This window comes from Paenibacillus violae (genome assembly GCF_032461945.1).
GTDB classification, from domain to species: Bacteria; Bacillota; Bacilli; order Paenibacillales; family NBRC-103111; genus Paenibacillus_E; species Paenibacillus_E violae.
In genome coordinates this window covers 53,642-77,589 of record NZ_JAWCUD010000009.1, presented here as the reverse complement: position 1 = coordinate 77,589, position 23,948 = coordinate 53,642, and the positions used below count along the sequence as shown (strand labels likewise).

The following is a 23,948-nucleotide window of genomic DNA, read 5'->3' as shown; positions in this document are numbered from 1 at the left end:
GAATGACGGAACGGGATGCTGAAGGGAAAGCTCTTGATTTAAGACTTTCGCGCGTATTAAGGAACATGGTGAATGCTCTGTATGGGAGCTTGGAACGCGATATTGAGAACTATGGATTGGACAGGGAAACCTTCCAGATCCTCGAGTTTCTTTACAACAAAGGTCCGCATCCAATCCAAAAAATAAGTGAAACCTTCTCGATCCCAAGCGGAAGCATCACGTACGTCGTCGATAAATTAGAGAAGAAGGGGCTCGTAGAACGGCTTCCAATCCCAGGCGACAGGCGTAAGACGAATGTAGCCTTGACGGGGGAAGGGCGAAGCTACTTCGATACCATTTTTCCCAAGCATGCGCAATTAATATCCGACAGTCTCTCTTTCGCGACAGACGAAGAGAAGCTTGGGCTGATTCATGTGCTAAAGAAGATCGGATATGGCATAAAGGAACGTGAAGCCACGGCAAACAAGGATGATTCTGTTTAATAGAAAGAACTACAATTTTGCGCAAGGGGGAAATGAAAAATGAAAATGGAGATTGGTGTAGATACGTTTGTTGAAACCACACCGGATGCTCAAACAGGAGAAACGATAAGCCATGCACAGCGTTTGCGTGAGGTTGTGGAAGAGATCGTGCTCGCGGATCAGGTTGGGCTGGATGTCTTTGGCGTCGGTGAGCACCATAGGAAGGAATTTGCGGATTCCGCTACGGCTGTTATTTTGGCGGCAGGTGCGGCATTGACGAAAAAAATTCGACTAACGAGCTCGGTAACGGTACTTTCCGCTGTTGATCCTGTTCGGTTGTTCCAGCAATTCGCTACACTCGACGGAATTTCAAACGGCCGCGCGGAAATTATCGCGGGTAGAGGCTCCATGGTCGATGCCTTCCCATTGTTTGGGTACGATTTGAAAGACTATGAAGAACTTTTCGAGGAGAAACTGGAACTGTTATTAAAGTTAAGGGAGTCGGAGAAAGTGTCATGGCGAGGAGGACATCGTCCGGCCTTTACGAATCTAGGCGTGTACCCTCGTCCAGTTCAGGATCAACTGCCGATCTGGCTGGGCAGCGGGGGAAATACAGGTTCTGCTATAAGAGCCGGTATGCTTGGATTACCTCTGGTATTGGCTATTATTGGTGGTAGTCCTTTACATTTTGCACCGTTGATTCCACTCTATAAAAAAGCGGCCGCTCAAGCAGGACACGATCCAGCCAAATTAAAAATAGCTGTACACTCGCTAGGATTCGTTGCCGATAGTACTTCACTTGCAGTAGATCAGTTTTTCCCTCCCACACAGGCATCTTTTAATTATTTTGCGAGAGAGCGCGGCTGGTCTCAATATACTCGTGCAGGTTTCGATGCCTCACGCACGTTAGAAGGTGCGTTATACGTCGGCGATTCCGAAACAGTGGCGAACAAAATCATTTATATGCGCCAGCATTTAGGCTTCTCCCGTTTCTTCTTGCACTTACCTGTGGGTACCATGCCGCATGAGCAAGTGATGAGAGCCATTGAACTGTTGGGGACAGAAGTAGCCCCTCGCGTTCGGGAAGAGGTTGCAAGATTGGAAGCAATGGAGCAAGACTCCAGATAAAAATGACGATCTGCTGAGTTTTTACAACAAAGGAGGATTCAATCATGGGAATACTTGACAATAAAGTCGTATTGGTTACTGGTACCGGCGGTGGCTTAGGACGCGTAGCGGCACTTGCCTTTGCTCGAGAAGGGGCCAAAGTAGTGGGATCTGATATCAATGTTAATGCCAACAATGAGACTGTTGAACTTGTTCGTCAAGCCGGGGGTGAGATGACGGCTGTTGCACCGATTGACCTTACGGATCCTGAACAAGCTCGGAAAATGGTGGAAGAAGCCGTGGCAGCTTATGGCGGGCTCGATGTCGTATATAATAATGCGGCAATCCAGTACTTCGGACAGATGCCGGATTTCTCTGTTGAAGATTGGCGGAAAACGATCGCCGGCGAACTCGACATTCCTTTCTTCGTCTCGAAATTCGCATGGCCGCATCTGGTTGAGCGCGGTGGTGGCGTCATTATTAATGTCGCGTCCATCTCAGGGGTCATCGCCGGGGAAATTCCTCCGATGATCGGACACAGCGCAGCGAAAGCCGGCGTAATTGCCATGACGCGACAATTGGCACTTGAAGGCGCACGCCACGGTATCCGTGCTGTGACGATCAGCCCGGGGCCATTCCTAACCCCGGCTAGTGATCGCGATCTTGGGGACAACCAAGAGGCCAGAGATGCGATAACGAAGAAGACACTTCTCAAACGTTTTGGTAAACCAGAAGAGCTCGTTGAATTAGCGGTATTTCTGGCATCTGATCGGGCGTCGTACATCACAGGAGCTAACTACGTCGTCGACGGCGGGGCAACCGCTTGGTAAAGTTGAATATAAAGTTTACTCTCTAAAGACGCGATTTTCGCGTCTTTTTTTTACATTTAATCTCATTGTTATGGAGTGTGATTTTATTCGAAAAATAGTAGTCAGTGAAAATATAGTAGTAGACTGAAAAATAGAGTTCTAGACTGAGAAAATAGACTATTAGACTCACGCGGCAGCGCTCAACAAAAGGCAGATTTGCGTGGTGAGGTGAGTGAACTAACAAGGTGATAAAATCGGTCGAAATCCTCTTTAAAAAAGAAATAATCGGCGCATCGATATGCGCCGATTTGAATTTGCTTTCCTCCATATTAAGGTAAGGATACTTGTAACTCATTAATTTTACCGCCAGACAGCTTAAATGTATGTTTTAAAAAGAATGGGCTGGGGAGATTGGTTTTATCAAAATCGCCGTCAAGCGACGCGATAACGGCGTATACGCCATCATGTTCCGTGGCCTCAGTTATTTCAAAGCGAACATGAGCACCAAAGATATCTGTTTTACTCCAATTTCGAATGGCTTCTAACCCTCTAAACTCCCGGTTATCGTCAAAGACGTAGGCATCGTCGTTGAATGCAGCAAGAAATGAATCTAAATGTTCTATGTTTGATGCATCGAAATATGCTTTTACGGAATCTGGTAATTGAATCATAAATAACTCCTCCTTTTTTTGTAAAAGAAACAGAAAAATAATTAAACCGTCGGAATCGTACCACCGTCGATTACATACTCGCTTCCCGTAATGGAAGCTGAGCGATCGGATGCCAAGAAAGCTGCAAGTTCCGCTACTTCTTCAGGTAGTCCCGGACGACCGATTGGAATGCCTCCAAGCGAGTCCATAAGTTCCTCTAACGCAGCTTCGCGACTACCAGCAACTGTCGCGATGCGGTCAATCATCCGATCTGCTGCTTCCGTCTGAATGAAGCCTGGCGCAATCGTGTTGATTCGAATCCCCTTTGGAGAAAACTCCTTAGATAATCCTTTGCTATAATTGGTCAACGCTGCTTTTGAAGCTGCGTATGCTAGGGTAGTTTCATACAGTGGCAGCTTTCTTTGGATAGAGCTTACATGGATGATAACACCCTTTCCTTGCTCTACCATCATTGGTAGTAAACTTCTGTCCAATCGGACAGATCCAAGTAAATTCATGTTCAAAGTTTCTAGCCAATCATCCTCAGTTAATGCCAATGCACCACCAGGAGGAGTCGAAGCACCTCCGACTGTATTGATGAGAATGTCGATACCGCCTAACTTTTCTTTCACAGCCTCAACAAGAAGCGCGGTGCCTTCAGGCTTCGTGATATCAGTTTGAATAAAGTGAACGCCTGGAATGTCATAATCCGTCGGAATTGTACGAGCCGTTGTAAGCACTGTGGCTCCAGCTTGGGCCAAACGCTTTACAATCGCATAGCCCATCCCTTTTGTTCCTCCCGTTATTAATGCCCGTTTGCCTTGAAATTCATGTTCGTAAGATGAAAGATTCATTTGTTGTATCCCCTTTATAAAAATTAATTATTTTCGATCACAAGTATTAGCATACCCCTACAATAACGATAATTCTAATTGATAATAATAATTAATTTTATTATTTATTTTCATGAATGGGCAATATTTAAAAGTGATAAGTACTCTCTTGCCAATTCAGGTCAAATAATATATTTAACGTTTGTTGAAGAAAATATAGATGATTGCCTGAAATACCTCGTGATTTATACAATTCCATACTTTAATTTGATACTTTGACGACTGGGCGAATCACGCGGATTGCAAGAACAGCAGCAATAGCTACTCCAAGTGCACCAAACCATACAACAGAGCTTATTGGCATGTTCTTAAGCACAATACCACCAAGACCCGCGCCAATTGCCATGGATAGCTGCTGAGTGGAAGAATACAAACTGATCATAATACTGGATGCTTCTGGAGCCTGACTCACAAGGTTAACCTGCTGGGTTGGACCAGAAGACCAAAGTGACAAGGACCAGAGAACAAGAACTAAGAGTACAGCAACAATGGAGTGGGCGCTTAGCGCAAGAAGAGCAAGAGAAATGGCGTGAATGATGAGTCCAGAAAGCAATGTTTTTCTTACACCCCATTTATCCGTTGCAGATCCACCAATTTTGGCTCCAATCATACTTGCAAAACCAAATATGAATAAAGCCACACTGATCGTGCTTGTGCTCATATTGGCCACGTTTAGGAGGAATGGTGTGATGTAAGTAAAAGCAATCGAGTAACCTAAAATCCAGAAGAAAATTACAACGAGTGCCATCAATATTTTTGGGTTTTTAAGGAATGCGAGTTGTTTAACTAACGGTATAGGTGTTTCACCCTCCGTACGTGGAATAGCAGCCATCAAAATGAAAACAGCAACAAAGCCAAGAATGCCCAATGCAGCAAAGTTTAATTTCCAGTTCATATTCGCGGCAACCAGTCTTCCAAGCGGAATACCGATAACAAAGGATGTACTAAAGCCCATTACCACTGTAGAAATAGCACTTCCGATTTTTTCAGGCTTAGCTAACTTTGTAGCCATTGTAATTGCTACAGTCAGGAAAATACCCGCGCTGAGAGCAAGAACTACTCTTGATAAAAGCAAAGGTAAGTATCCTGGCAAGAAAATAACCATGGCATTACCGATTACAAATGTAACAAGTGACGCAATAAGTAGCGTTCTTCTATCCATTCTAGCTGTTAATGCTACGAGAATCGGTGTGCCGATTGCATAACTGAGTGAAAAGATAGAAATCAGCTGACCCGCGGAAGCAACAGATATTCCTGTATCTTTAGCAATGATATCTAAGAAGCCAGCAATAACATATTCAGATGTTCCAACGAAAAAGGTAACTATCGCTAGAAGTAAAATTTTCAATGAGTTTGACATGTTTATACCCCTTTTATATAAAGTGTTAGTTCATTGCAACTGCATTAAATTCTGATTAATTGGCAGCAGGGAACACACCTGTTTGGCTAATGAGTTAACAAACAATAAACTAGATAGAATTGCATGCATGATCGTCCTTTCTAAGCAAATTTGTTTATGATGTTAACACTCTTATGCGCAACACCTGAATTATCATAACAATGTACATTCAATCAGTCTAATGCATGATATCTATGTTTTACATTAATTATTTTCATGTAATCTACGATTTTAGAGAATAGAAAAAGGACGCACCAATTGCGTCTTTGCTTGTATTGCACTGTCATGGCTGCTATTGCTTCAATCAAATACGGTATGTATGATGATAACTGAAATTAGAACGAGAATAAGTTTAGGAGGAATTTATGGAACTTACACAATTAGAATATTTCTTAGAAGTTGCCCGAATGGAGCATTTAACAAGAGCGGCAGAATCATTATCAGTTACACAACCCGCTCTAAGTCATTCAATATCAAAGCTAGAAGTTGAGCTCGGTGTACCTTTATTTGAACGTAAGGGCAGAAATCTGCAGATTAATCGATATGGAACAATGTTTGCGAAGCGTGTGGAGACCATATTGAAAGAAGTGGAGCGTGGAAAACAGGAAATTGAAGAATACTCAAACCCTGATTCGGGCGTCATACATCTTTCGTATTTAAATATTTTGGGAGTTGATTTCATTCCACATCTCATTCGTGAATATCAACAAGCTAATCCCAAAATAACTTTTAAGTTAACGCAAGGAGACAAAGGCTTGATTCTTGATCGGATTGAGACCGGTGATTCGGATTTGATGATAACTTCTGAAAGACCTGTAGACGATACGTATGAATGGTTGTCCATTCTCTCGCTACCGCTGTATCTTATCGTCTCATCCCAGCACCCTCTTGCTAATCAAGAATCAATTAGCTTGAAGGAGATAACCGGAGAGCCGTTTGTAGGTTTAAAGAAAAACTGTTCGCTAAAGGATTCACTCTTGGCCCGTGTTCACCACATGAATTTCACTTTAGTTTCCACTTACGATGCTGAAGATCTACCAACAGTGGCAGGCTTCGTATCGGCAGGTCTAGGGGTATCTGTATTGCCAAAAACAGCTGGACTGGAACTGAATGGCTTAAGATGGATCAAGATTGAGGAAAAAGGCTGGGTTTGGGAAGTTGGTCTACACTACAAAAAAAACAGATTCCTATCTCCGGCTGCTCAAAAATTCGTTAGTTATATGCAAGAAAAGTTTAATTAATTCTTCTCTTTAGCTCAAACAGGCGCTGTGGCCCTCATACATTACTTGTATTAATTAATATTATGAAAATTATAAATTATACAATATGAATTCATGTGTGTATAGTTGGTTTAGGAAAACGTATGTCTCCAATTAAGTTATTACGGGGCCTTTTAATATTCATTATGGAAAGGATTTGATGTTCCAATGCCAGCTTACGTTATTTTTATCAGAGAAAAGACAACTAATATAGAAGAATTAAAAATCTACGCGTCTAAAGCTCCGTCAGCCCTTCAAGGTCATTTATTGAAGCCTCTAGTCATGTACGGTATGCATGAAGTCATTGAAGGACCGGAAGTAGAAGGAGCAGCTGTGTTGGAATTTCCAGGTATCGAGGAAGCGAAGTCTTGGTACTATAGCCCTGCTTACCAAGATGCTGTTAAGCATCGAATGAAGGGTGGCACATATCGAGGTATTATAGTAGATGGTTTTGTGAAAGAAGGTTCGGAAATATGAAAGAAGATTTCGTGTTCTACTTGTTTGACAAACAACTTGACGCTTTTATTGAATTGATGAATAAGGTCCCAGAAAATCAACGTAAGTTAGTTCCTGATGGTTTTGAAACTAATCTTCATTGGCACTTAGGACATGTTCTTACTGTGACTGAGTACCATGTGTTTGGTTCTATAGATCAACCACTTAATCTTCCAAAGTTATATCAAGAGATGTTCACATATAGTACAAAGCCAGCAAATTGGACTAAAGAACCACCATCATGGGAGCGATTGATCGCTCAGCTGGAAGAACTACGTAATCTGATTCACACATCATTAAAGACGAAGCTGGATACACCCGTAAGAAATAATATTCTGAAAGCTAATAATTATAGAGAATTACTCTTTGCAACTTCTCAACACTTAGCCATTCATACGGGTGTAGTTACAGCTATGCTTCAAATATTAATTTAAAATTAACAGACCCATCACGATGGGTGAGTATATATTCATTTGTTATTATAGGCTATATTGTAGATAAAGCCGTTAAAGTTTTTTTCTCCAACTAGGATTCGAGTTGGAGGGCAAAACGACCGTCGAAGGTACCTCCGTAGATCGTCTCATTGCACTTCAGAATGTCCGTGATACCCTCGTGTTTATGCGCACACCGGACGGTCAAGGTCGGATCGAGCTGGACAAGTTCCATACGCCGGATGCTATCAGAACTGGGATTGAGAAAACTACAGTGAACGAACTCGGCATCCGCCGCATTATGTTTGCCGTCGATAATATCAATGGCGTAATAGCGCGCCTGCTTGCACATGGCGCAGAACTGGTTGGCGAAGTGGTTCAATACAGGGACACCAATCGCCCCGCCTACATCCGTGATCCCGAAGGCATGATAAAATGAGACTACAGCTAATAATTTAAAGCATATGAAAGACCAAGAAGATAACTAATTCTTGGTCTTTTTCTTCGTTTTAAATTAAGAAATCGGCTGAATCGGATTACTTTTTAAGATGTCCTCTACTTCTTGGTAGCCTTCAGGGTAGGCGAAATTATAACGCGCCGGAAGCGCAAATACGTACTTGTCATTACGGACTAGCTCGCTAGGCCCGATTGGAGCTGCGCCGATATGGAATTTGTCCTGTTGAAGCTCATTCCATTGATCAACGGTAAAGACGAGAATGGGGATATCCTGTCTTGGCTGTTCGGATGTCCATTCGGGATGGCGGATGCTAATCTTCGCGCCGCTTTCAACTACGTTCGCGGCTTGCGTATCCGATACGGAAAGACCCTCCCACTTGTCCGTTACAATGGTGTAACCTTTCCAACTGTTTGGCAGCGTGAAACGAAAACCGTATTGGGTATTCTCATACACGTTGGAATCGGCTTTCACTTGACCCGTTTGACCATCTGCAGGGATCATCGGTTGGCTTTGTCCATTTCTTGGAACATCACCCGTTGAATCCGGTGTTGAAATCTGACCTGTAGCAGGATGGATGTATTTAAGCGAGTTATAGATCATTTCTGCAGCTTGTGCGCGTGTAATATCCGCTTGCGGATGGAAATTACCGTCGGCGTCAAGCGTTGTAATCCCTTTGTAAATGGCGGCTTGGATCGCTCCGAGAGCGTCAAGGGTAATGTCGTCCTTGTCTTTAATGGCGATCGGCGGGAGCTTCATCATGTGCATGATATTATGACCGTCCAAGGCAATGAGCAATTCTTTTGTAAACATTTCCTTCGTCCATTTCTGGTTCGGATCAAGTTCAGTATCAAGCTTCAGGTCATTATTCGCTGCAATAATTAAGCTCTGCGCATACCAGGCATCATTGTTGGCTTTCGCAAAATAGTCGGTTGCCTGAGGTGCTTTGAAGAAATTAATTGCGTTGAGGTTCAACCCAAGCGCTTTGACAATCATTTGAACGCCTTGGGAGGCCGTTAGCGCTGCATCGGGCTGAAACAGATCGCTGCTGACTCCTGATACGAGACCTTGCGATTGTAGGGAAATAATTTTATCTTTGGCCGCAACCTGCTCCAAATCGGTGAACGTTGAGGTTGCTGCAAAACTTTGACCTGCTAAGGATAAAGACAAAACGGCAGCTGCGGATAAGCTTAGTAGTTTTTTGCGGGATTTCAAGATCTATCACCTCGTTGAGTTTTTGCATTCAGTATCTCAAACGACAGGCTAACAGGAAATGTTGCAGGGTCAGAGGAGAGAATGATTTCGATTTTTATCAGGCTGACGGACAGGTCCCTCTTTTATGGTAAAATATGAATAAGAAGTTCATATTGCGTTAATGCAAAAGGAGGAATGTATGGATGCAGGATTTGAAGTTTTTTGACTCTGAAGCTATATTTGGCCACATATATACAAATGCACCGATTGGGATCGCTGTAATCTCTCTGGAACGAAAATGGCTGAATGTTAACAAGGCGGTTTGCCGAATTTTCGGCTATTCGGAAGATGAGTTCAGGAACTTTACATTAGATGATATCCGGCATCCCGATGATCGTAATAACAGCAGAGGTATGCTTACTGAGCTATTGGATGGGGACATTCCATCATTTGAATTGGAGAATCGGTATTTTAATAAAAACGGCCACGTCGTTTGGGCCTCTGTCCATGTTTCGTTAGTTCGTGATGATCAGGGGGGGAAGCCCTTATATTTTATAGCTCAGTTTATTGATGTAACCAAGAATAAGCTAGCTGAACTAAAGCTGCAGGAAAGTATTGAACGGTATACGTCGTTAAAGAAATACAACCACGATGCGATTATTTCTTTTGGTTTGGACGGCATTATTATGAATGGCAATAATATGGTGCAGCAAATGACCGGATATCTGATTGAAGAGTTGATTGGCAGTGGAATGTCCAAATTAATTGGCGAAAAAAATTCAACCGAGTTGCTCTTGGCTTTAAAAAATCATATAAACAATCATCATGCTATCGAAAATGTCGAAAAGGATATCGCTTTCTTTCAACATAAGAATGGTCATTCAGTTGAAGTATTGGTAACGCTGGTTCCAATCATTATACAGACGCAAATTATGGGCTTTTACATCATAGCGAAAGACATGACGGAACAAAAGAAGTTGATCATTGAAAAAGAAGCCGCTGAAAAGACGAATAAAGCCAAAAGTGAGTTTTTAGCTATGATGAGTCATGAAATCCGTACGCCGATGAACGGGGTTATTGGTATGACGGAAGTGCTCTTGGAGACGGATTTGGATGAAGAGCAGATTGAATATGTAGAAATTATTAAAAAAAGTGGCGCCACGTTGCTCGCGATCATCAATGATATTCTGGACTTCTCCAAAATTGAATCCGGCAGGACGGAATTAGTGGAAGAACCGTTGAGTGTGAGAACTGTTTTATCAGAAACATTGTATATGGTCATGTCTAGAGCTCTTGAGAAAAATCTGGAGATAACAACATCGGTCTGTCCTAAAGTTCCTAACTTGGTTTATGGAGATACGACGAAGTTAAGACAAGTTCTACTGAATTTACTCAGCAATGCCATCAAGTTCACCCCTAAAGGGGCGATTTCTATCAGCGTTGAAACGGTGTCGCAAGAATTGGATCATGTGCGGCTTCAATTTGCCGTCAAGGATACAGGGATTGGAGTACCGAAAGATCAGGTGGGTCATTTATTTGAACCTTTTTATCAAGTTGATCATTTTATGACTCGGAAAACAGAGGGGACGGGTTTAGGATTAGCTATCTGTAAAAAGCTTGTTGGGCTCATGGACGGTGAGATCTGGTATGAGGCTTCCAAAGATCAAATCGGATCAACGTTCCTGTTCACAGCGAACTTTCGGGTCCAATTGATTCATTCAGACGCATCTCCATCTGATGATTGGCGCGAGGGGGAAGACATTGCCGAAAATTCAAAAGATTGGTCTTTGAAAATATTAATTGCCGAAGACAATGAAGTAAATCAACTTGTGTTAAAGAAAATGATAGAGAAACTCGGGCACAAAACGACCGTGGTCCAAAACGGAAAAGAAGCTGTAGAAGCTGTCAAGCGATATTCGTATGACATCATCTTTATGGATATTCAAATGCCCGGGATGGATGGCTTGGCGGCCACGAAGTTTATCAATGAGCAGTTAAACGGGAAGAAAAGACCGTGCATTGTGGCAGTGACAGCTCACGCCATTAAAGGCGATAGTGAGAAATATTTATCCGAAGGTATGGATGCTTACATCAGCAAGCCCATCAGCATGGATGCGATATCGGAAATTATTGAAAGAGTTGAAAAAATGAACTCATAGGGTCACTTGATTTTACGAAGGGGAAGATGAAAGTGAATGCCAATCTATATGTAAGTATCGGTGTCAAACTTACAGTCGCTTTGATAGGTCTATTAATCATGACCAGATTGCTGGGAAAAAAAGAGATCTCTCAGTTGACCGCTTTTGATTTCGTTTCCTCTTTAATGCTCAGCGAATTGGTAGGCAATACGATTTATGATGAGGAAGTTCATCTTAGCCATCTGGTTTTCGCGCTGATAATCTGGACGCTTCTTGCGCTGGGGTTGGAAAAGTTTATCGCTCGATTCCCCAGACTATCCCGCTATGCCGCGGGAACGCCCGATCTGATTATCCGGAACGGTGTGGTCGATTTCAAGGCGATGAAGCGCAACAATCTTGATTTCGCCCAGTTGGGCATGCTGCTTCGGGAAAATAATATTTTCTCGCTGCGCGAAGTCGCTTATGCCTTGTTCGAGACGAATGGCAGCATCAGTGTGCTGCGCCAGAATGACCCGGAAGGCATCAGCGGCAACGCAAAAGACCAGCAGAGCAGCGTCAGCCTTCCCGCTTACATCATTGAAAACGGCAGCATCAATGAAGATTCATTGCAGCGCTTAGGGCGAGACAAGCTCTGGGTGGATCGGCTTTTGCAGCTTAGCGGAATTCCGCATCATGAGCGTGTGCTTTTCGCGGAATGGTCGGATTCCAGTGGTCTGTATTTTCAGCTTAAGGAAGCAAAACATGCTTAAAAACAAGCCTTAGGGCTTGTTTTTTTTGCGTCGGCGTTGTTCAAAGAGGGTACGGACGTCCTAACATTAGATCGATAAACTCCCTCGCAGCTTTCTCCATATAGCGATCTTTCAGGTAAATCACACCTATTTCCCTGCGCAACGAAGGGTTCGTTATGGGAATCATCTTCAAATCTTGATGAGGGTACATCTCTAACAGGGTTTTCGATAAAATAGACACTCCTGCACCTGATCGGACCAGCATCAACAAGGATCTGATGGTTGTAGTCTCAATTTTGGGGTCTAAGTCAAAACCGAGGCTCGAACAAGCAAGATCTATCATTTTGCGGCAACGATGATTGCTCGGGAACATAATGACAGGTTCATTTTTAATCACTTCAAAAGAAATGGATTTGTAATCAGCAAAGGGATGATCCGACTTCACCACAAAATAAAAATCTTCTACATAAAGAGGCACGGTTTTGAATCGTTCATCTTCCACAGGCAAAATGGTAACCGCGAAGTCGAGTTCGTTTTGAATCAGAGGTTCTAGAACATCTACCACGCCATTTAGTTTGATTTGAATTCTCGGGTGCATGTTATGGAAGTCCACCAGCAAACTGGACACATACTCGTTGATTTCGCCAATTAGTGCACCAATCGACAATGTACCGCGCTCAATGTGCTGCAGCTCAAAAATCTCTTCACGCGCCCCAGTCAAGGAACTGAAAATAGTACTGCAATGGTTGTATAAAATGCTGCCAGCTTCGGTGACCGCGATTTTTTTACCGATTCGACTAAATAAGGGGACGCCCAATTCATCTTCGAGAAGTTTAATCTGATAACTTAACGTGGGTTGCGTAATTCCTAACCTTTCAGCTGCACGGGTAAAATGAAGTTCCTCGCATATCATTTTGAAACACTCCAGTTGTCTTAACTCCATGGGCAACAAATCCCTCCCTCTGCTCGTGCTCAAAGCATCTACCCTGCATTGTAGATTATGAAAGTTCATTTATCAATAGCGTGATTTCTTTTGAAATGATAGAAGAATTCTATTGATTTGTGGAAGGGGCTCAATCGATCTAACATGATCATCATTGAAATTTTAGATGATTATTATTGAAATATAAGTATTGATCTATCAATGATTTTTTTACTACAATGCTTACATGCAACGGAGGAGCATAGTTGTATGAATCATCTGGATACTAAAGATACTACAGAGAGAAAGAAGGGATCGAAGTGGAGAAAGAGAGATTATGGAGCCGGGATTTCCTAATGATCAGTTTTAGTCACTTTTTTATCTTTATGACCTTTTATATATTGGCCGTGACTTTGCCGCAATTTGTACTCGATGAGCTGCGCGGAAGCGAACAAGGCATTGGTCTTGTTATCACGCTTTTTGTTATCACGGCGGTCATTTCAAGGCCTTTAACCGGAAAGTGGTTAGAAGAGATAAACAGAAGAAAACTTTTAAATCTTGCATTAATTATCTCTACGATATGTAGTTTGTCGTATCTATGGATTGACAACTATTCTGTCCTACTCATCTTGCGGTTTATTCATGGTTTTGCTTTTGGGATCGTGACGACATCCACTTCAGCCATTGCTCTGGATATTATTCCTGAACATCGGAAAGGAGAGGGAGTTGGCTATTTTAGTTTGTTTATGAGCCTTGCAATGGTTATAGGGCCTTTTGTAGGCTTATGGATAACAACACATATTAGCTATGTAGTCATGTTCATGATGGTTGCTGTTTTTTCACTGTTGTCTTTATTGTGCGGGATGCTTACAAGATTCACGAAACATGTGAACCGTCCATCGTCGGAAGTGGTCATCAAGGGGGTTCGACGCTATATTGAGGTGTCTGCCATACCGATTTCTATAGCCGGCTTCGTCCTTGCGTTTTCTTATGGTGCTTTATCTACATTTATCTCCGTATATGCCAAAACGTTGGGGCTAGAGCGTATTGCCAGCTACTTTTTTATCATTCTTGCTTTGATGATCCTCCTAACCCGGCCCTTTACCGGAAGATTGTTTGATCGAAAAGGAGAGCATATTCTTGCTTATCCGGGGATTATTTTATTCATTATCGGGATGATCTGGTTGAGCCAAGCTTATACGGCACCTGTGTTTCTTATTACAGCCGGAATAATTGGAGTCGGATATGGGGCTATCTTTCCCAGCTTTATGACCATTGCGGTTAAAGCTTCACCCGGTCATCGCAGAGGAGTTGCTATCAGTACGTTTCTCGTGTTTTTTGACTCTGGATACGGAGTAGGCTCCTATTTACTCGGGGTGATTGCAGCAAAGACAAACTATCATACGATGTTCCTGATCGGTGGATTTATTATGATTTTAACGCTTATTATTTATTACTTGTTCCATCATCGGAGGCAAACCGTTCGAGCTGTAACGGGGACTCAAAATAGGTAACATGTAACTGGTTATTTCGTCCAAGCAACTTTTCAAAAATTTTCGTACTTTATAAGGTCGTTACACTTTTCTTTATCAGAGGAGGATCTGTTAATGGGTTATACAGCTGGATGCAATGGTGGAGGGTATACTTCGGCAGCGATTATCCTTGTTCTATTCATCTTACTTGTTATCATTCTAACTTCAGTTAGTGTGTAAGGTCGTACACCTCCTCAACAACGAATGATTGTTTTTTTAGAAAGGAGGATGGGATCTATGGGTTATACAGCAGGTAGCACAAGTGCAGCCGCAATTTTGGTTCTGTTCATTCTATTGGTTATTGTTACTATGACGTTTGTGTGGTAATTAGATATGGAACGAAGTGAATGAAGCAGGGAGTGGACTGTCGTAGACAGTTGCTCCCTGTTTTTTATTGAAAGTAACGCTTTATAGCTCCGGGAAAATGGACTTGTTAACCGCAAATAATTATAATAAATAGCTATACAAACAATCCTATCATACATGATGAAAGAGGGATTTTAATGATACAAAAAGCGACTTTTGCCGGTGGGTGCTTCTGGTGTATGGTAAGTCCATTTGAAGAACAACCAGGGATTCACGGTATTGTATCTGGTTATATGGGCGGCACAGTAGAGAATCCTACTTATGAACAAGTGAAAACTGGGCAAACCGGTCATTTGGAAGTAGTCGAAATCACTTTTGATTCAGCTATTTTCCCATATAAAAAACTGCTCGAGTTATACTGGCCACAGATAGATCCTACGGATGATGAAGGACAGTATATTGACCGTGGTAGCCAGTATCGTACAGCTATTTTTTATCATAACGAAGAGCAGCGCAAGCTTGCCGCCAAATCGAAAGAGGAGCTTGCGCAAAGCGGACGTTTTGATAAGCCGATTGTAACGGAGATCAGGCCAGCTGTTGCCTTTTACCCGGCGGAAGAATACCACCAGAATTATCACATCAAGAACCCTAAGGAGTATAAAGAAGAACGGATTTCCTCGGGGCGTGATGCTTTTATTGATAAACATTGGAAATAAGCGGAGTGATGAGCCAAGGAACCGAAATAAGACCCCATAGTTTCGCTCATGGAAGGAGTTGCTCGTCTTTTCTCCAAATAGAGGCCAGCTGTTCCCTTAAACAAAGATGTGGCGGAAATCACTTGCAAAAATTGGAGAACCAAAAGTAAAATATGGGAATAACTTTATGAAGTACTTATTGGGGGAAACCAAATGCGTATTCGCAATGACCGATTTCCTGGCGGGGTTCACAAAGCCTTGACCCTTAGCTTTGATGATGGAAGAGTGCATGACCGTAGATTCGTGGGGAAATTAAATGAATACGGGATCAAAGGAACCTTCCACTTGAACAGTGGTTTTTTGGGCAAAGACGACTATATTACAGCGGAAGAAGTTGTCTCTCTTTTCACAGGACACGAGGTATCGGCGCATACAGTTGATCATCCATTCCTGGAGCAATCTCCGAATGAACAAATCGTCATGGAAATCATGGACGACCGCAGAGTTTTAGAGTCTCTGGTTGGCTATCCCGTTAAGGGAATGAGCTATCCGTTTGGAACACATAGCGATCGAGTTGTTTCGATGCTGCCGACTCTCGGTGTTGAATATGCGAGAACCGTAGCAAGCCATGGGAAATTTCATATTCCCGACGATTTTCTAAGGTGGCATCCTACCTGTCATCATAAGATGATGTTGGAGTATGGCGAGCAGTTCGCCAAACTTGAGCAAAGGCACACGCGGATGGCGCTTTTCTATGTATGGGGTCATAGCTATGAATTTGAAAACGATAACAATTGGGACCTTATCGATCGTTTTGGCGAGATGATAGGCGGGCACAACAACATTTGGTACGCGACGAATGCGGAGATTTATACCTACTTACAGGCACTGGAACAATTGCGTTACTCGGTTGATCGCCATCTTGTACATAATCCCACAGCCACTTCAGTCTGGATCAGTATGGAGGGTGACTCCGTCGAAATTCCAGCGGGACAAATCGTGAAGCTGGTCTGAGGCCTATGTGCGATTCTTCCTATAATCAGGTATACTAAAGCCTTGCAGATGAAAAAGGGGGGGATACGATGTTTACGATTACGAGTTATACGGTTGAAGTGATCAAAGATCCGTTTGGTATTTTGAGCGGACAACGATACGAATTTCTTATAGATATCGAAGTTGAGGAAGATGATGAGTTGTACTCCGAAAGCGGATTGTACATTCGTGCGATCTACAATGTTGACGAAGACAAATCAGGGCTATTGAAGTACGAGCTTTATGAGAAAACGACGCAAATCTATCTGGATTTTGATCTTGAGGATGATGAAGTCGCGGCAGTAGAAGCATTTTGCAAAGCGCATGTGCTTGAAGCAGACGACGAGTAAAAAGAATGAAGGGCTGTCTTGGGGGTCATTTAAAGACCTTGGAGACAGCCCTTTTTAATTTAAGCGTATTTGACGACCTTGTTTTTACCTGTTGTTTTGGCCTTATACATGGCCTCATCCGCTTGCTTGATAAGCTCTTCGGCGCTTACGCCGTTTTTGTATTTGCTATACCCGATGCTGGCGGTTACGATGGTCTCTTTCTCAATCCGGCTGCGTACGCGTTCCGCGAAAGCCTCCATTTTCACACTTGGATCCGTTACCATCACAACCATCTCTTCCCCGCCGTAACGGCCTGCAATGCCGCATTCCTCGGCTTCTTCCTTCATAATTTGAGCCACTTGCTTCAACACATCGTCGCCCATCTGGTGCCCCTTCGTGTCATTCAGTTTCTTGAAATTGTCAATATCGCTGAACAAAATAGAGATAGGAAGATGTCTCCCGACATACTGCGAAACACGATTGTAGAAAAATTTGCGGTTATACAGACGAGTAAGTCCGTCCGTGATGGATGAATTATAGATGGCTTGCATCAGCTCAACAACACGATCAAACAGCATGATAAATAATAAAAAGTAAAAAACGATGGGCAAAATATTGCCCGCCAGGGTGAGCCAAATCTGTTCATTCCCATACATATATACATTGATTAAATGACAGGTTTGGATCAGGAAAAAGATGGTAAGCGCCCATTGATACTTCGCTTGTTGGCCAATGTAAGGAGGTATCATGTAAAAGCACAGGAAGATTAGCACAAAAACATAAAGCTCCAGGGCAATGTCTTGCAGCAGCCGAACCTGCTGAATCGTGCCGCTGTACATTTGAGGCACACTAAAATGAAGAATAGAGACAACGAATCCCATAATAATCAAACCATAAAAAAATATGTACTGTTTACGGTGCGTTCGGTTGTATAATTGATAAACTCCAAAATTCAAAAGTACGAAGGATACGATTTTCAGCATTAACAATACGTAAGCCGTTAAGCTTGTATCTAGTGCCGTGAGCAAGACGTATATCTTAAGCAGGTAATGAATGCCGACGAAGATAACGGAGAAGGTCATCGACATGTAGCCTTTTTTACGGCGATCGAGAAACAAACGTAGTGAAATGACAAACATTAGTGTCACAATAACCAATACAATAACATGCGATAATAATGAAGCTAAATCACCGAACAAGAGATCAACAGCTTTCATGCGTTCCCCCAAAATCCCTATTTTTCGACAAGATGTGATTCTATTATAAAGGAAAATGGGAGAGAGGGATAGAATCGTTTCAAGCGGCTTAAAGTTGTTCTCTTTTATATTCGGCGCGCACAAGTTACAATAAGAAGGTAAAGCTCAAGGCTTTGGGAGAGGGGCTCATGCAATGAACATCTTGCAAGCATTATTTTTCCCACCGGAACAACCGGGTGGGGTGTCATCCATGGTTCCCTATATTTTGGACCGATTTAATAAAAAGGGATGGGAAATGGAACTATTTTCGCTGCCTAAGCGGATTCGCAATAAAGGCACAGAGGAAGTGGAATTCGTCACTTTCGATTGGCGGAAGTATGCCGGTAACCCGATCGTTGATAAATACATTCAGACTTACAAGGATTATGTTTGGTGGACGAAGCTGCGAGTGACCAAGAAATATGACATTATTCATGCGCATCACCCGATTGCGGCGATGGCGATGAAGGAGATTTATCCGGAAACACCTGTGATTTTGACCATTCACTCCAGCTTTGAGAGAGAGCTTGTACTGAACGGTCGCATTAAAGAGAATGGCGTGGAACATCAGTTTCTCACTCAGATTTATGAGGAGCTTGAAACAAAGGTCGATCAGATTATTACGGTGTCGAACTCGTTCAAACAATATATCGCCGAGTATGTGCAGGATAGCGAACGGATTGGCGTAATCCCGAACGGTTTTGATGAGAAACGTTTCCGCCCGATTTCCCATGAAAATGCAGTGACACAATTCATTACGGTGTGCCGTCTTGTACCTGCCAAGGGGCTGGATACACTGCTGATCGCATGCGGAGAACTGAAAAAGCGCGGCCATCCTTTTGTTTTACACATTATCGGGGATGGACCTAGCCGGGAAGAGCTGGAGAAGCTGGCCATTCAGCATAATATTTATGAGGAAACGATTTTTTATGGCTATATGCTGCATCCGGAGGAATTCATGCCGTTTTTTGATGTCTTCGTATTGCCGTCTCGCGCGGAAGCATTCGGTTCTGTATTTGCAGAAGCCGCGTTATGCTGGCTTGCATTGATCGGGACCGATGTCGGAGGGATTGCAGAGCAAATTGAACATGGACACAACGGCTTGCTGGTGCCTGTCGGAGATGCCATGGCATTAAGCCACGCTTTGGAGAAGGTGGTTATAGATCCAACGTTCCGTTACAACCTGGCGCGTACCGCCTGGGAAAAAGCGAAGAAAACTTATTCGTTGAACCGTGTTCTTCGCCAATTGAAAAGTGTCTATGAGAGTTATCAAATAGCGGAACAGGATCCTAAAGCGGAAAAGCAAGAAGATCAGAACGAAAATAACTAAAGCAGGAAGGCGCTTGAGACATGAAACGACTGCGGTTTATGCATGCCGCCGACTTGCATTTGGATTCCCCGTTCAAAGGCATGTCGGCGCTGCCTGATCGCGTTCGTGAGCGCATGCGAGAATCGACGTTCGGTGCGCTCAAGGAACTCGTGGCGGCAGCTATTCAAGAGCAGGTGGATTTTGTACTTATCAGCGGGGATGTTTACGATTTATCGGATCGTTCCCTTCGCGCACAAATTCGCTTTCAGAAAGCGCTGGAGCAGTTGGCTGCGCAAGGAATCCCTACTTATATCATTCATGGAAATCATGACCCGGAGGATGGACGCGCCGCAAAGCTGGTTTGGCCGGCAGACGTCCATTTTTTTGCGTGCGATCATGTTGAGACGCTGACGGTAACGAAACCGGATCGCGGCGTCATCGCCCAGATTCATGGGATTTCTTATCGCAGCGCAGCGGTGATGGAGAACTTAGCGTTACAATTTAAGCCAGGCCTCGAAGATGCGGCTCAAATTGCGCTTTTACATACGAATGTCGATGGTGACCCGGCTCATGATAACTATGCACCATGCAGCAAGCAAGATTTGCTGAAGGCGGGTATGCACTATTGGGCTTTAGGCCACGTTCATACAAGAAATGTGCTTCTGGAGCAGCCGGCAATTGTGTATCCGGGGAACCTGCAGGGGCGAAATATTCGGGAAACAGGGCCGCGAGGCTGTTATATCGTTGATATGTCGGATAATGGACGAGCGGATCTTGCCTTTCGTGCGCTGGACCAGGTGCGCTGGTTCCAGATGCGGCTGTCTGTTGCCGGCGTTCAGACAGAGCAAGAATTGAAGGACAAGATCGGGGACCAACTTGAACGGGCCAGGGCTGAAGCAGACGGACGCGATGCTGTCGTCCGTATCGTTTTGGAAGGGCGAAGCGCAATCTCCGGCATGCTCCGCAAAGGGCGGATGCTTCAGGAACTGATCGCTGAGCTGCGTTCGGACGAAGCGGAGCGGAGCCGCTTCGTCTGGATCGAATCGATCGAGGACCGAACGGCCAGTGAGCTCGATCTGGAGGCCCTGCAGCAGGAGAAGAGCTTTCTTGGCGACCTCCTGCGGATTTCGGCTGGGCTGCGTGCAGACGACGCCGCGCTGCAAGCGTTCGCGGGCGAAGCCCTCGCCGCGCTGCAAAGCCTGCCGCAGGCAGCCGGCGATCCGGCTGCGGCGGATCCCGACCGGCTGCGCGAATGGCTGCGCGCTGCGGAAGAAATGGCCGCGGATCTCCTGTCCGCGGAAGGGGGGTGGCCTGGATGAAGATCGTATCCATCCAGGTAGAGGGCTTCGGCAGCCTGCGGCAGCGGCAGCTCGACACGGACAGCCCGCTGGCGCTGTTCTACGGTGCCAACGAAGCGGGCAAGAGCACGCTCATGGGCTTCGTCCGCGCGGTGCTGTTCGGCTTTCCGACCCGGCAGAACCGGTCGGAACGCTACGAGCCGCTGGGCGGCGGCGCCCATGGCGGCGCTTTGACCCTGCAGGATGAGCAGGGTCAGCTCATTCGCGTCGAGCGCTATGACGCGCCCGCCGCAGGCGGCAAACGTGCCTCAGCGGGGCACGTCAAGGTTACCCTCGGTGATGGCACCACCGGGGGAGAAGAGCTGCTGAACACGCTGCTGGGCGGCCTATCGGCCGACCTCTTCCGCAGCTTGTTCGCTTTTGGTTTAACCGAGCTGCAGGAGCTTCGCACCTTGCAGACGGACGAGCTCAGCGGCTATCTATATAGCGCTGGGCTTGGTGTAAGCGGTTCGGCGATTATGGAAGCCGAACGCAAGCTGACGGCGCAGGCCGACGGCCTGTACAGACCCCGCGGTCGCAATCAGGAGATGAATCGTCTCCTGAAGGAGCTGGAGGGTCTGGAGCAGTCGCTGCGCCGCAGCCGTGACTTGGCAGCCGATTATGATCGGCTGCAGGGAGAGCGCCGCTCCGCGGAAGAGCGCATTGCTGCTCTGGAGGAGCAGCAGGAGGCGCTGCGCGCGGAGCAGCTCCGGCTCAGCCTGGCCGGCAAGGCGCGCAGCGGATGGATCCGGCTGCGGCAGATCGGCCAGGAGCTCGCGGCGCTGCCGGAGCTGGCTGGCTTCCCCGAGCGCGCCTCGACGAGGCTGGACGCGCTAGAAGCGGAGCTGGAGCGCCTCCATGCGGAGCGCGCAAGGCTCAGCCTGCGGCAGCAGACGCTTGCGGATCAGCTGGGCGCGATCCGCATCGATCCTGATGTGCTCGAGCATCAGACGGAGCTGAATCATTGGCTGGAACAAGCAGCCACGTATGAAGAACAGAAGCGCAGTTTGGACGGGCTGCGTGTGGAACAAGAACACGCACGCGCGCAGATCGACAGACTGCTGAAGCAAATAGATGGCGCAGACGGGGAAAGTCAGATGGATCTCGGCGCCTTTGCCGTGTCCATCTCCCTCCGCGAACAGATTCGATCTTTCAAGGAACAGTTCCATAAGATCCGGGGGGATGAGCTGCGCGTTCGAACCGAGCTGGAAAGTCTGGAACAGCAGCTTCTGCGGGTAGAAGATACCATTCGCCTCTTGGAAGCCGATGTCCGGTTAGCCCCCTCATTTCCAGGAGGGATCGACCCGGGAACGGCGCTGCAAAGAATCGCAAGAGATTACGCGCAGTGGCAGCTTCTGGTCAGGGAAGTTCAGCATCACAAAGAGCGGGAAGCTGTGCAGAATCAATACAAGCTCAGCCTGGAGGAAGCCGCCAAGGCAGGGAAGGCGGCCTCGCGAAAGCTTCGAAAACGTATGGCGCTTTTCTTCGGCGCATTGGCGATTATTGTTCCCATTCTGTTGGCATGGCAGAGCAGTTGGGCAATAGCTGTTTGTGCGTTTCTGCTATTTGCAGGTGCGGCACTCTACATCCAGTTCGGCGACCGCTCGGCATCGGATCGTAGGGCTTCCCGCACGATGACGGCGTCTCCCAGCCAGGAGTTCTCTCCGAATGAAACGACCGCTCGTGAACTTCTAGAATTGGAACGAAGCTTGCAGGAACAAATTAGTGCGTTCATGAAATCCAGCCAGACGCAAATTGGCTTTAACGAAGCTGCGGCGGCATCCGCTTTGCACGCTTCGCAGCAAAGAAGTCGTGCTGAATCGCACGCTCTTCATAGCTTTCAGCCTCAGTTGGATGCCTGGTTGAGAGAAGCCCAGCACAACAAGCAACAGCTGGACCAGCAGCAGCGCAAGGTGGACAAGCTGCAGGATGCGAAGGAAATGCGCGACTCCCTACAACATCAAGAAGGGCTGCGAGGGATTGTGTATGAGCAGCACGTAGCGGAGTCTGAGCAGCTTCAAAGGGATTGGAGCAGCTGGCTTGTATCCCTTGGCTTAAGCGGGCGATTGTCCCCTGATGCCGCGATGGAAACCATTCAGACGATTGAGCAGGGGCAGGAGAGTCTCCGTCAGCTCCATAAACTGGAAGCAAGGCTTGCGGCATTGTTAAAAAGTGTAGAGCAGTATGAAGAAGCTATTGTATGCCGGCTTCGACTATCCACAGCGCAAGAGCCTTTATTTGCGCTCAAACGCTGGAAAGAGCAGGAGCAAGAGCAGCTGAAGCTGCTTGCAGCGAGAAAGCATAACGAAGCGCTTTATGCAGAGGTCGCAGAAGAGCTGCAGCTTCTGGATGCTGCCGAGCAGCGCACGCGTGAACGGCTTGCCATCTTGCTGCAGGAAGCCTCTGCAGAAGATGGCGAAGCACTCCGCTTGCAGGAGAGAGAGCAGGAAGAGCGCAAGAAGTTGACCGATGAACAGAAGCTGTTGGAATCTTCGCTAGAGGCTTTGCTAAGCCGTGCGTCACTTGCCAGTTATACGGAGCTGTTGGAGACGCAAGGGGAAGCCGATATTGCTTACCGCTTGGAGACTCTTGAGCAGCAGATGGCGGAAACGGCGGCCTTAACGAATGAACTTCGCGAAGCGACTGGTAAGTTGACGGCACGTATCGAACAGCTGGAGCAAGGCGCTGAGCAAGCCGATGGCCAGCTTCAGGCTGAAGCTTACCGGGCTTCGATTCGGGAACAGGTCGATCAGTATGCCGTGGCATCCTTCGCTTCCTTGCTCATGAAGAAAGCGCGCGAAGTTTATGAGCAGGAACGACAACCCGGTGTGCTTTTACGAGCATCCGATTACTTGTCCAGGATGACGAATGGAGCATTCACCCATGTCAAAGCTCCGTTTGGAGAACAGCGTCTTGTTGCGGTTAGATCCAATGGACAGTCCGTGGACACGAGTCAACTTAGTCGCGGAACGGCGGAGCAGCTATATCTATCCATGCGCTTTGCGCTTGTGGAAGAATACGCCGGCAAAGCGGTGCTACCGCTTGTTATGGATGATATTCTGGTCAATTTCGATGAGGAACGGATGGAGAGCTGTCTGCGTGTGCTCGCTGACTTAAGCAGCAGGCATCAAGTGTTGTTGTTTACGTGTCACGGGCATGTGCGGGATGCGGCTGCACGCGTTATACCCAACTATCAATTAATAAACTTGTAGAACGGTTGTCCTGCATGGCAT

At 45.7% G+C, this 23,948-nt stretch carries 22 protein-coding genes and 1 pseudogene; 17 read left to right on the top strand and 6 right to left on the bottom strand.

Annotated features, from left to right (window positions below; all coding sequences use genetic code 11):
* The first annotated feature begins 2 nt into the window (after positions 1–2).
* From RQP52_RS23465 to RQP52_RS23455, 3 genes are read left to right on the top strand one after another with little or no spacing between them, the layout of a single operon-like run.
* Positions 3–482 carry a MarR family winged helix-turn-helix transcriptional regulator gene (locus tag RQP52_RS23465; RefSeq protein WP_315954102.1) on the top strand — a complete coding sequence of 160 codons (480 nt, stop codon included), beginning with the start codon at positions 3–5 and terminating at the stop codon, positions 480–482.
* Positions 483–527: 45 nt separating this feature from the next.
* A complete protein-coding gene (locus RQP52_RS23460) occupies positions 528–1,589 on the top strand; it encodes an LLM class flavin-dependent oxidoreductase (protein ID WP_315954316.1) in 1,062 nt (353 codons plus the stop codon).
* Between the two features lie 44 nt (positions 1,590–1,633).
* On the top strand, positions 1,634–2,398 hold the full coding sequence (locus RQP52_RS23455; RefSeq protein WP_315954101.1) for an SDR family NAD(P)-dependent oxidoreductase: 765 nt from the start codon (positions 1,634–1,636) through the stop codon (positions 2,396–2,398).
* A 308-nt stretch (positions 2,399–2,706) separates the two neighbouring features.
* On the opposite strand, the gene RQP52_RS23450 is transcribed toward RQP52_RS23455, so the two are convergent.
* The 3 genes from RQP52_RS23450 to RQP52_RS23440 all read right to left on the bottom strand — a co-directional run bounded on the left by RQP52_RS23450 (position 2,707) and on the right by RQP52_RS23440 (position 5,280).
* Positions 2,707–3,048, bottom strand: coding sequence for a nuclear transport factor 2 family protein (locus RQP52_RS23450; RefSeq protein ID WP_315954100.1), 342 nt, complete (start codon positions 3,046–3,048; stop codon positions 2,707–2,709).
* A gap of 41 nt (positions 3,049–3,089) precedes the next feature.
* On the bottom strand, positions 3,090–3,881 hold the full coding sequence (locus RQP52_RS23445) for an SDR family oxidoreductase (RefSeq protein WP_315954099.1): 792 nt from the start codon (positions 3,879–3,881) through the stop codon (positions 3,090–3,092).
* 241 nt (positions 3,882–4,122) lie between these two features.
* On the bottom strand, positions 4,123–5,280 hold the full coding sequence (locus tag RQP52_RS23440; protein WP_315954098.1) for an MFS transporter: 1,158 nt from the start codon (positions 5,278–5,280) through the stop codon (positions 4,123–4,125).
* A gap of 404 nt (positions 5,281–5,684) precedes the next feature.
* Between RQP52_RS23440 and RQP52_RS23435 the strand changes: the two genes are divergently transcribed.
* From RQP52_RS23435 to RQP52_RS23420, 4 genes and pseudogenes are all read left to right on the top strand, one after another.
* The gene (locus tag RQP52_RS23435) at positions 5,685–6,560 is read left to right on the top strand and encodes a LysR family transcriptional regulator (protein WP_315954097.1); all 876 of its coding nucleotides are present in this window, start codon (positions 5,685–5,687) and stop codon (positions 6,558–6,560) included.
* Between the two features lie 186 nt (positions 6,561–6,746).
* Positions 6,747–7,055, top strand: coding sequence for a DUF1330 domain-containing protein (locus RQP52_RS23430; protein WP_315954096.1), 309 nt, complete (start codon positions 6,747–6,749; stop codon positions 7,053–7,055).
* Complete coding sequence (locus RQP52_RS23425) at positions 7,052–7,507, top strand: DinB family protein (protein ID WP_315954095.1); 456 nt, start codon at positions 7,052–7,054, stop codon at positions 7,505–7,507. The genes RQP52_RS23430 and RQP52_RS23425 overlap by 4 nt, the downstream gene beginning before the upstream one ends.
* A gap of 91 nt (positions 7,508–7,598) precedes the next feature.
* Positions 7,599–7,943: pseudogene (locus tag RQP52_RS23420) on the top strand (VOC family protein); the annotation flags it as partial.
* A 75-nt stretch (positions 7,944–8,018) separates the two neighbouring features.
* Here RQP52_RS23420 and RQP52_RS23415 read toward each other — a convergent pair.
* Complete coding sequence (locus RQP52_RS23415; protein WP_315954093.1) at positions 8,019–9,173, bottom strand: S-layer homology domain-containing protein; 1,155 nt, start codon at positions 9,171–9,173, stop codon at positions 8,019–8,021.
* Positions 9,174–9,355: 182 nt separating this feature from the next.
* Between RQP52_RS23415 and RQP52_RS23410 the strand changes: the two genes are divergently transcribed.
* Positions 9,356–11,311 carry a PAS domain S-box protein gene (locus tag RQP52_RS23410; protein ID WP_315954092.1) on the top strand — a complete coding sequence of 652 codons (1,956 nt, stop codon included), beginning with the start codon at positions 9,356–9,358 and terminating at the stop codon, positions 11,309–11,311.
* A gap of 32 nt (positions 11,312–11,343) precedes the next feature.
* Positions 11,344–12,039 (top strand): DUF421 domain-containing protein, encoded by a 696-nt coding sequence (locus tag RQP52_RS23405; protein WP_315954091.1) that lies wholly within the window; start codon positions 11,344–11,346, stop codon positions 12,037–12,039.
* Between the two features lie 40 nt (positions 12,040–12,079).
* Here the strand turns inward: RQP52_RS23405 and RQP52_RS23400 are convergent, their stop codons facing one another.
* Positions 12,080–12,961 carry a LysR family transcriptional regulator gene (locus tag RQP52_RS23400; RefSeq protein ID WP_315954090.1) on the bottom strand — a complete coding sequence of 294 codons (882 nt, stop codon included), beginning with the start codon at positions 12,959–12,961 and terminating at the stop codon, positions 12,080–12,082.
* A gap of 299 nt (positions 12,962–13,260) precedes the next feature.
* Between RQP52_RS23400 and RQP52_RS23395 the strand changes: the two genes are divergently transcribed.
* From RQP52_RS23395 to RQP52_RS23375, 5 genes are all read left to right on the top strand, one after another.
* Positions 13,261–14,454, top strand: a complete 1,194-nt coding sequence (locus tag RQP52_RS23395) for an MFS transporter (RefSeq protein ID WP_315954089.1) — start codon at positions 13,261–13,263, stop codon at positions 14,452–14,454.
* A 93-nt stretch (positions 14,455–14,547) separates the two neighbouring features.
* Entirely contained in the window at positions 14,548–14,652 is a 105-nt protein-coding gene (locus tag RQP52_RS23390; protein WP_127454428.1) for a YjcZ family sporulation protein, read from the top strand.
* 323 nt (positions 14,653–14,975) lie between these two features.
* The gene (gene msrA, locus RQP52_RS23385; protein ID WP_315954088.1) at positions 14,976–15,494 is read left to right on the top strand and encodes a peptide-methionine (S)-S-oxide reductase MsrA; all 519 of its coding nucleotides are present in this window, start codon (positions 14,976–14,978) and stop codon (positions 15,492–15,494) included.
* 192 nt (positions 15,495–15,686) lie between these two features.
* Positions 15,687–16,487: a polysaccharide deacetylase family protein gene (locus RQP52_RS23380; protein ID WP_315954087.1), complete on the top strand. Its 801-nt coding sequence runs from the start codon at positions 15,687–15,689 to the stop codon at positions 16,485–16,487.
* Positions 16,488–16,555: 68 nt separating this feature from the next.
* A complete protein-coding gene (locus RQP52_RS23375; protein ID WP_127454422.1) occupies positions 16,556–16,855 on the top strand; it encodes a DUF6509 family protein in 300 nt (99 codons plus the stop codon).
* Between the two features lie 59 nt (positions 16,856–16,914).
* On the opposite strand, the gene RQP52_RS23370 is transcribed toward RQP52_RS23375, so the two are convergent.
* Positions 16,915–18,051, bottom strand: coding sequence for a GGDEF domain-containing protein (locus tag RQP52_RS23370; RefSeq protein ID WP_315954086.1), 1,137 nt, complete (start codon positions 18,049–18,051; stop codon positions 16,915–16,917).
* A 172-nt stretch (positions 18,052–18,223) separates the two neighbouring features.
* Here RQP52_RS23370 and RQP52_RS23365 point away from each other — a divergent pair, with 172 nt between their 5' ends.
* The 3 genes from RQP52_RS23365 to RQP52_RS23355 are packed head-to-tail and all read left to right on the top strand — an operon-like array spanning position 18,224 to position 23,927.
* Positions 18,224–19,399, top strand: a complete 1,176-nt coding sequence (locus RQP52_RS23365; RefSeq protein WP_315954085.1) for a glycosyltransferase family 4 protein — start codon at positions 18,224–18,226, stop codon at positions 19,397–19,399.
* Between the two features lie 20 nt (positions 19,400–19,419).
* Positions 19,420–20,697 (top strand): metallophosphoesterase family protein, encoded by a 1,278-nt coding sequence (locus tag RQP52_RS23360; protein ID WP_315954084.1) that lies wholly within the window; start codon positions 19,420–19,422, stop codon positions 20,695–20,697.
* Entirely contained in the window at positions 20,694–23,927 is a 3,234-nt protein-coding gene (locus tag RQP52_RS23355) for an AAA family ATPase (RefSeq protein WP_315954083.1), read from the top strand. The genes RQP52_RS23360 and RQP52_RS23355 overlap by 4 nt, the downstream gene beginning before the upstream one ends.
* The last annotated feature ends 21 nt before the right edge of the window (positions 23,928–23,948 follow it).

What these genes read in the sequence shown, in the direction of transcription:
- RQP52_RS23380 (WP_315954087.1), top strand. Translation starts at nt 15,687, where the DNA reads ATGCGTATTCGCAATGACCGATTTCCTGGCGGGGTTCACAAAGCCTTG.
- RQP52_RS23445 (WP_315954099.1), bottom strand. Translation starts at nt 3,881, where the DNA reads ATGAATCTTTCATCTTACGAACATGAATTTCAAGGCAAACGGGCATTA.
- RQP52_RS23390 (WP_127454428.1), top strand. Translation starts at nt 14,548, where the DNA reads ATGGGTTATACAGCTGGATGCAATGGTGGAGGGTATACTTCGGCAGCG.
- RQP52_RS23455 (WP_315954101.1), top strand. Translation starts at nt 1,634, where the DNA reads ATGGGAATACTTGACAATAAAGTCGTATTGGTTACTGGTACCGGCGGT.
- RQP52_RS23400 (WP_315954090.1), bottom strand. Translation starts at nt 12,961, where the DNA reads ATGGAGTTAAGACAACTGGAGTGTTTCAAAATGATATGCGAGGAACTT.
- RQP52_RS23450 (WP_315954100.1), bottom strand. Translation starts at nt 3,048, where the DNA reads ATGATTCAATTACCAGATTCCGTAAAAGCATATTTCGATGCATCAAAC.
- RQP52_RS23425 (WP_315954095.1), top strand. Translation starts at nt 7,052, where the DNA reads ATGAAAGAAGATTTCGTGTTCTACTTGTTTGACAAACAACTTGACGCT.
- RQP52_RS23410 (WP_315954092.1), top strand. Translation starts at nt 9,356, where the DNA reads ATGCAGGATTTGAAGTTTTTTGACTCTGAAGCTATATTTGGCCACATA.
- RQP52_RS23435 (WP_315954097.1), top strand. Translation starts at nt 5,685, where the DNA reads ATGGAACTTACACAATTAGAATATTTCTTAGAAGTTGCCCGAATGGAG.
- RQP52_RS23465 (WP_315954102.1), top strand. Translation starts at nt 3, where the DNA reads ATGACGGAACGGGATGCTGAAGGGAAAGCTCTTGATTTAAGACTTTCG.
- msrA (WP_315954088.1), top strand. Translation starts at nt 14,976, where the DNA reads ATGATACAAAAAGCGACTTTTGCCGGTGGGTGCTTCTGGTGTATGGTA.
- RQP52_RS23460 (WP_315954316.1), top strand. Translation starts at nt 528, where the DNA reads ATGGAGATTGGTGTAGATACGTTTGTTGAAACCACACCGGATGCTCAA.
- RQP52_RS23440 (WP_315954098.1), bottom strand. Translation starts at nt 5,280, where the DNA reads ATGTCAAACTCATTGAAAATTTTACTTCTAGCGATAGTTACCTTTTTC.
- RQP52_RS23370 (WP_315954086.1), bottom strand. Translation starts at nt 18,051, where the DNA reads ATGAAAGCTGTTGATCTCTTGTTCGGTGATTTAGCTTCATTATTATCG.
- RQP52_RS23375 (WP_127454422.1), top strand. Translation starts at nt 16,556, where the DNA reads ATGTTTACGATTACGAGTTATACGGTTGAAGTGATCAAAGATCCGTTT.
- RQP52_RS23365 (WP_315954085.1), top strand. Translation starts at nt 18,224, where the DNA reads ATGAACATCTTGCAAGCATTATTTTTCCCACCGGAACAACCGGGTGGG.
- RQP52_RS23355 (WP_315954083.1), top strand. Translation starts at nt 20,694, where the DNA reads ATGAAGATCGTATCCATCCAGGTAGAGGGCTTCGGCAGCCTGCGGCAG.
- RQP52_RS23430 (WP_315954096.1), top strand. Translation starts at nt 6,747, where the DNA reads ATGCCAGCTTACGTTATTTTTATCAGAGAAAAGACAACTAATATAGAA.
- RQP52_RS23360 (WP_315954084.1), top strand. Translation starts at nt 19,420, where the DNA reads ATGAAACGACTGCGGTTTATGCATGCCGCCGACTTGCATTTGGATTCC.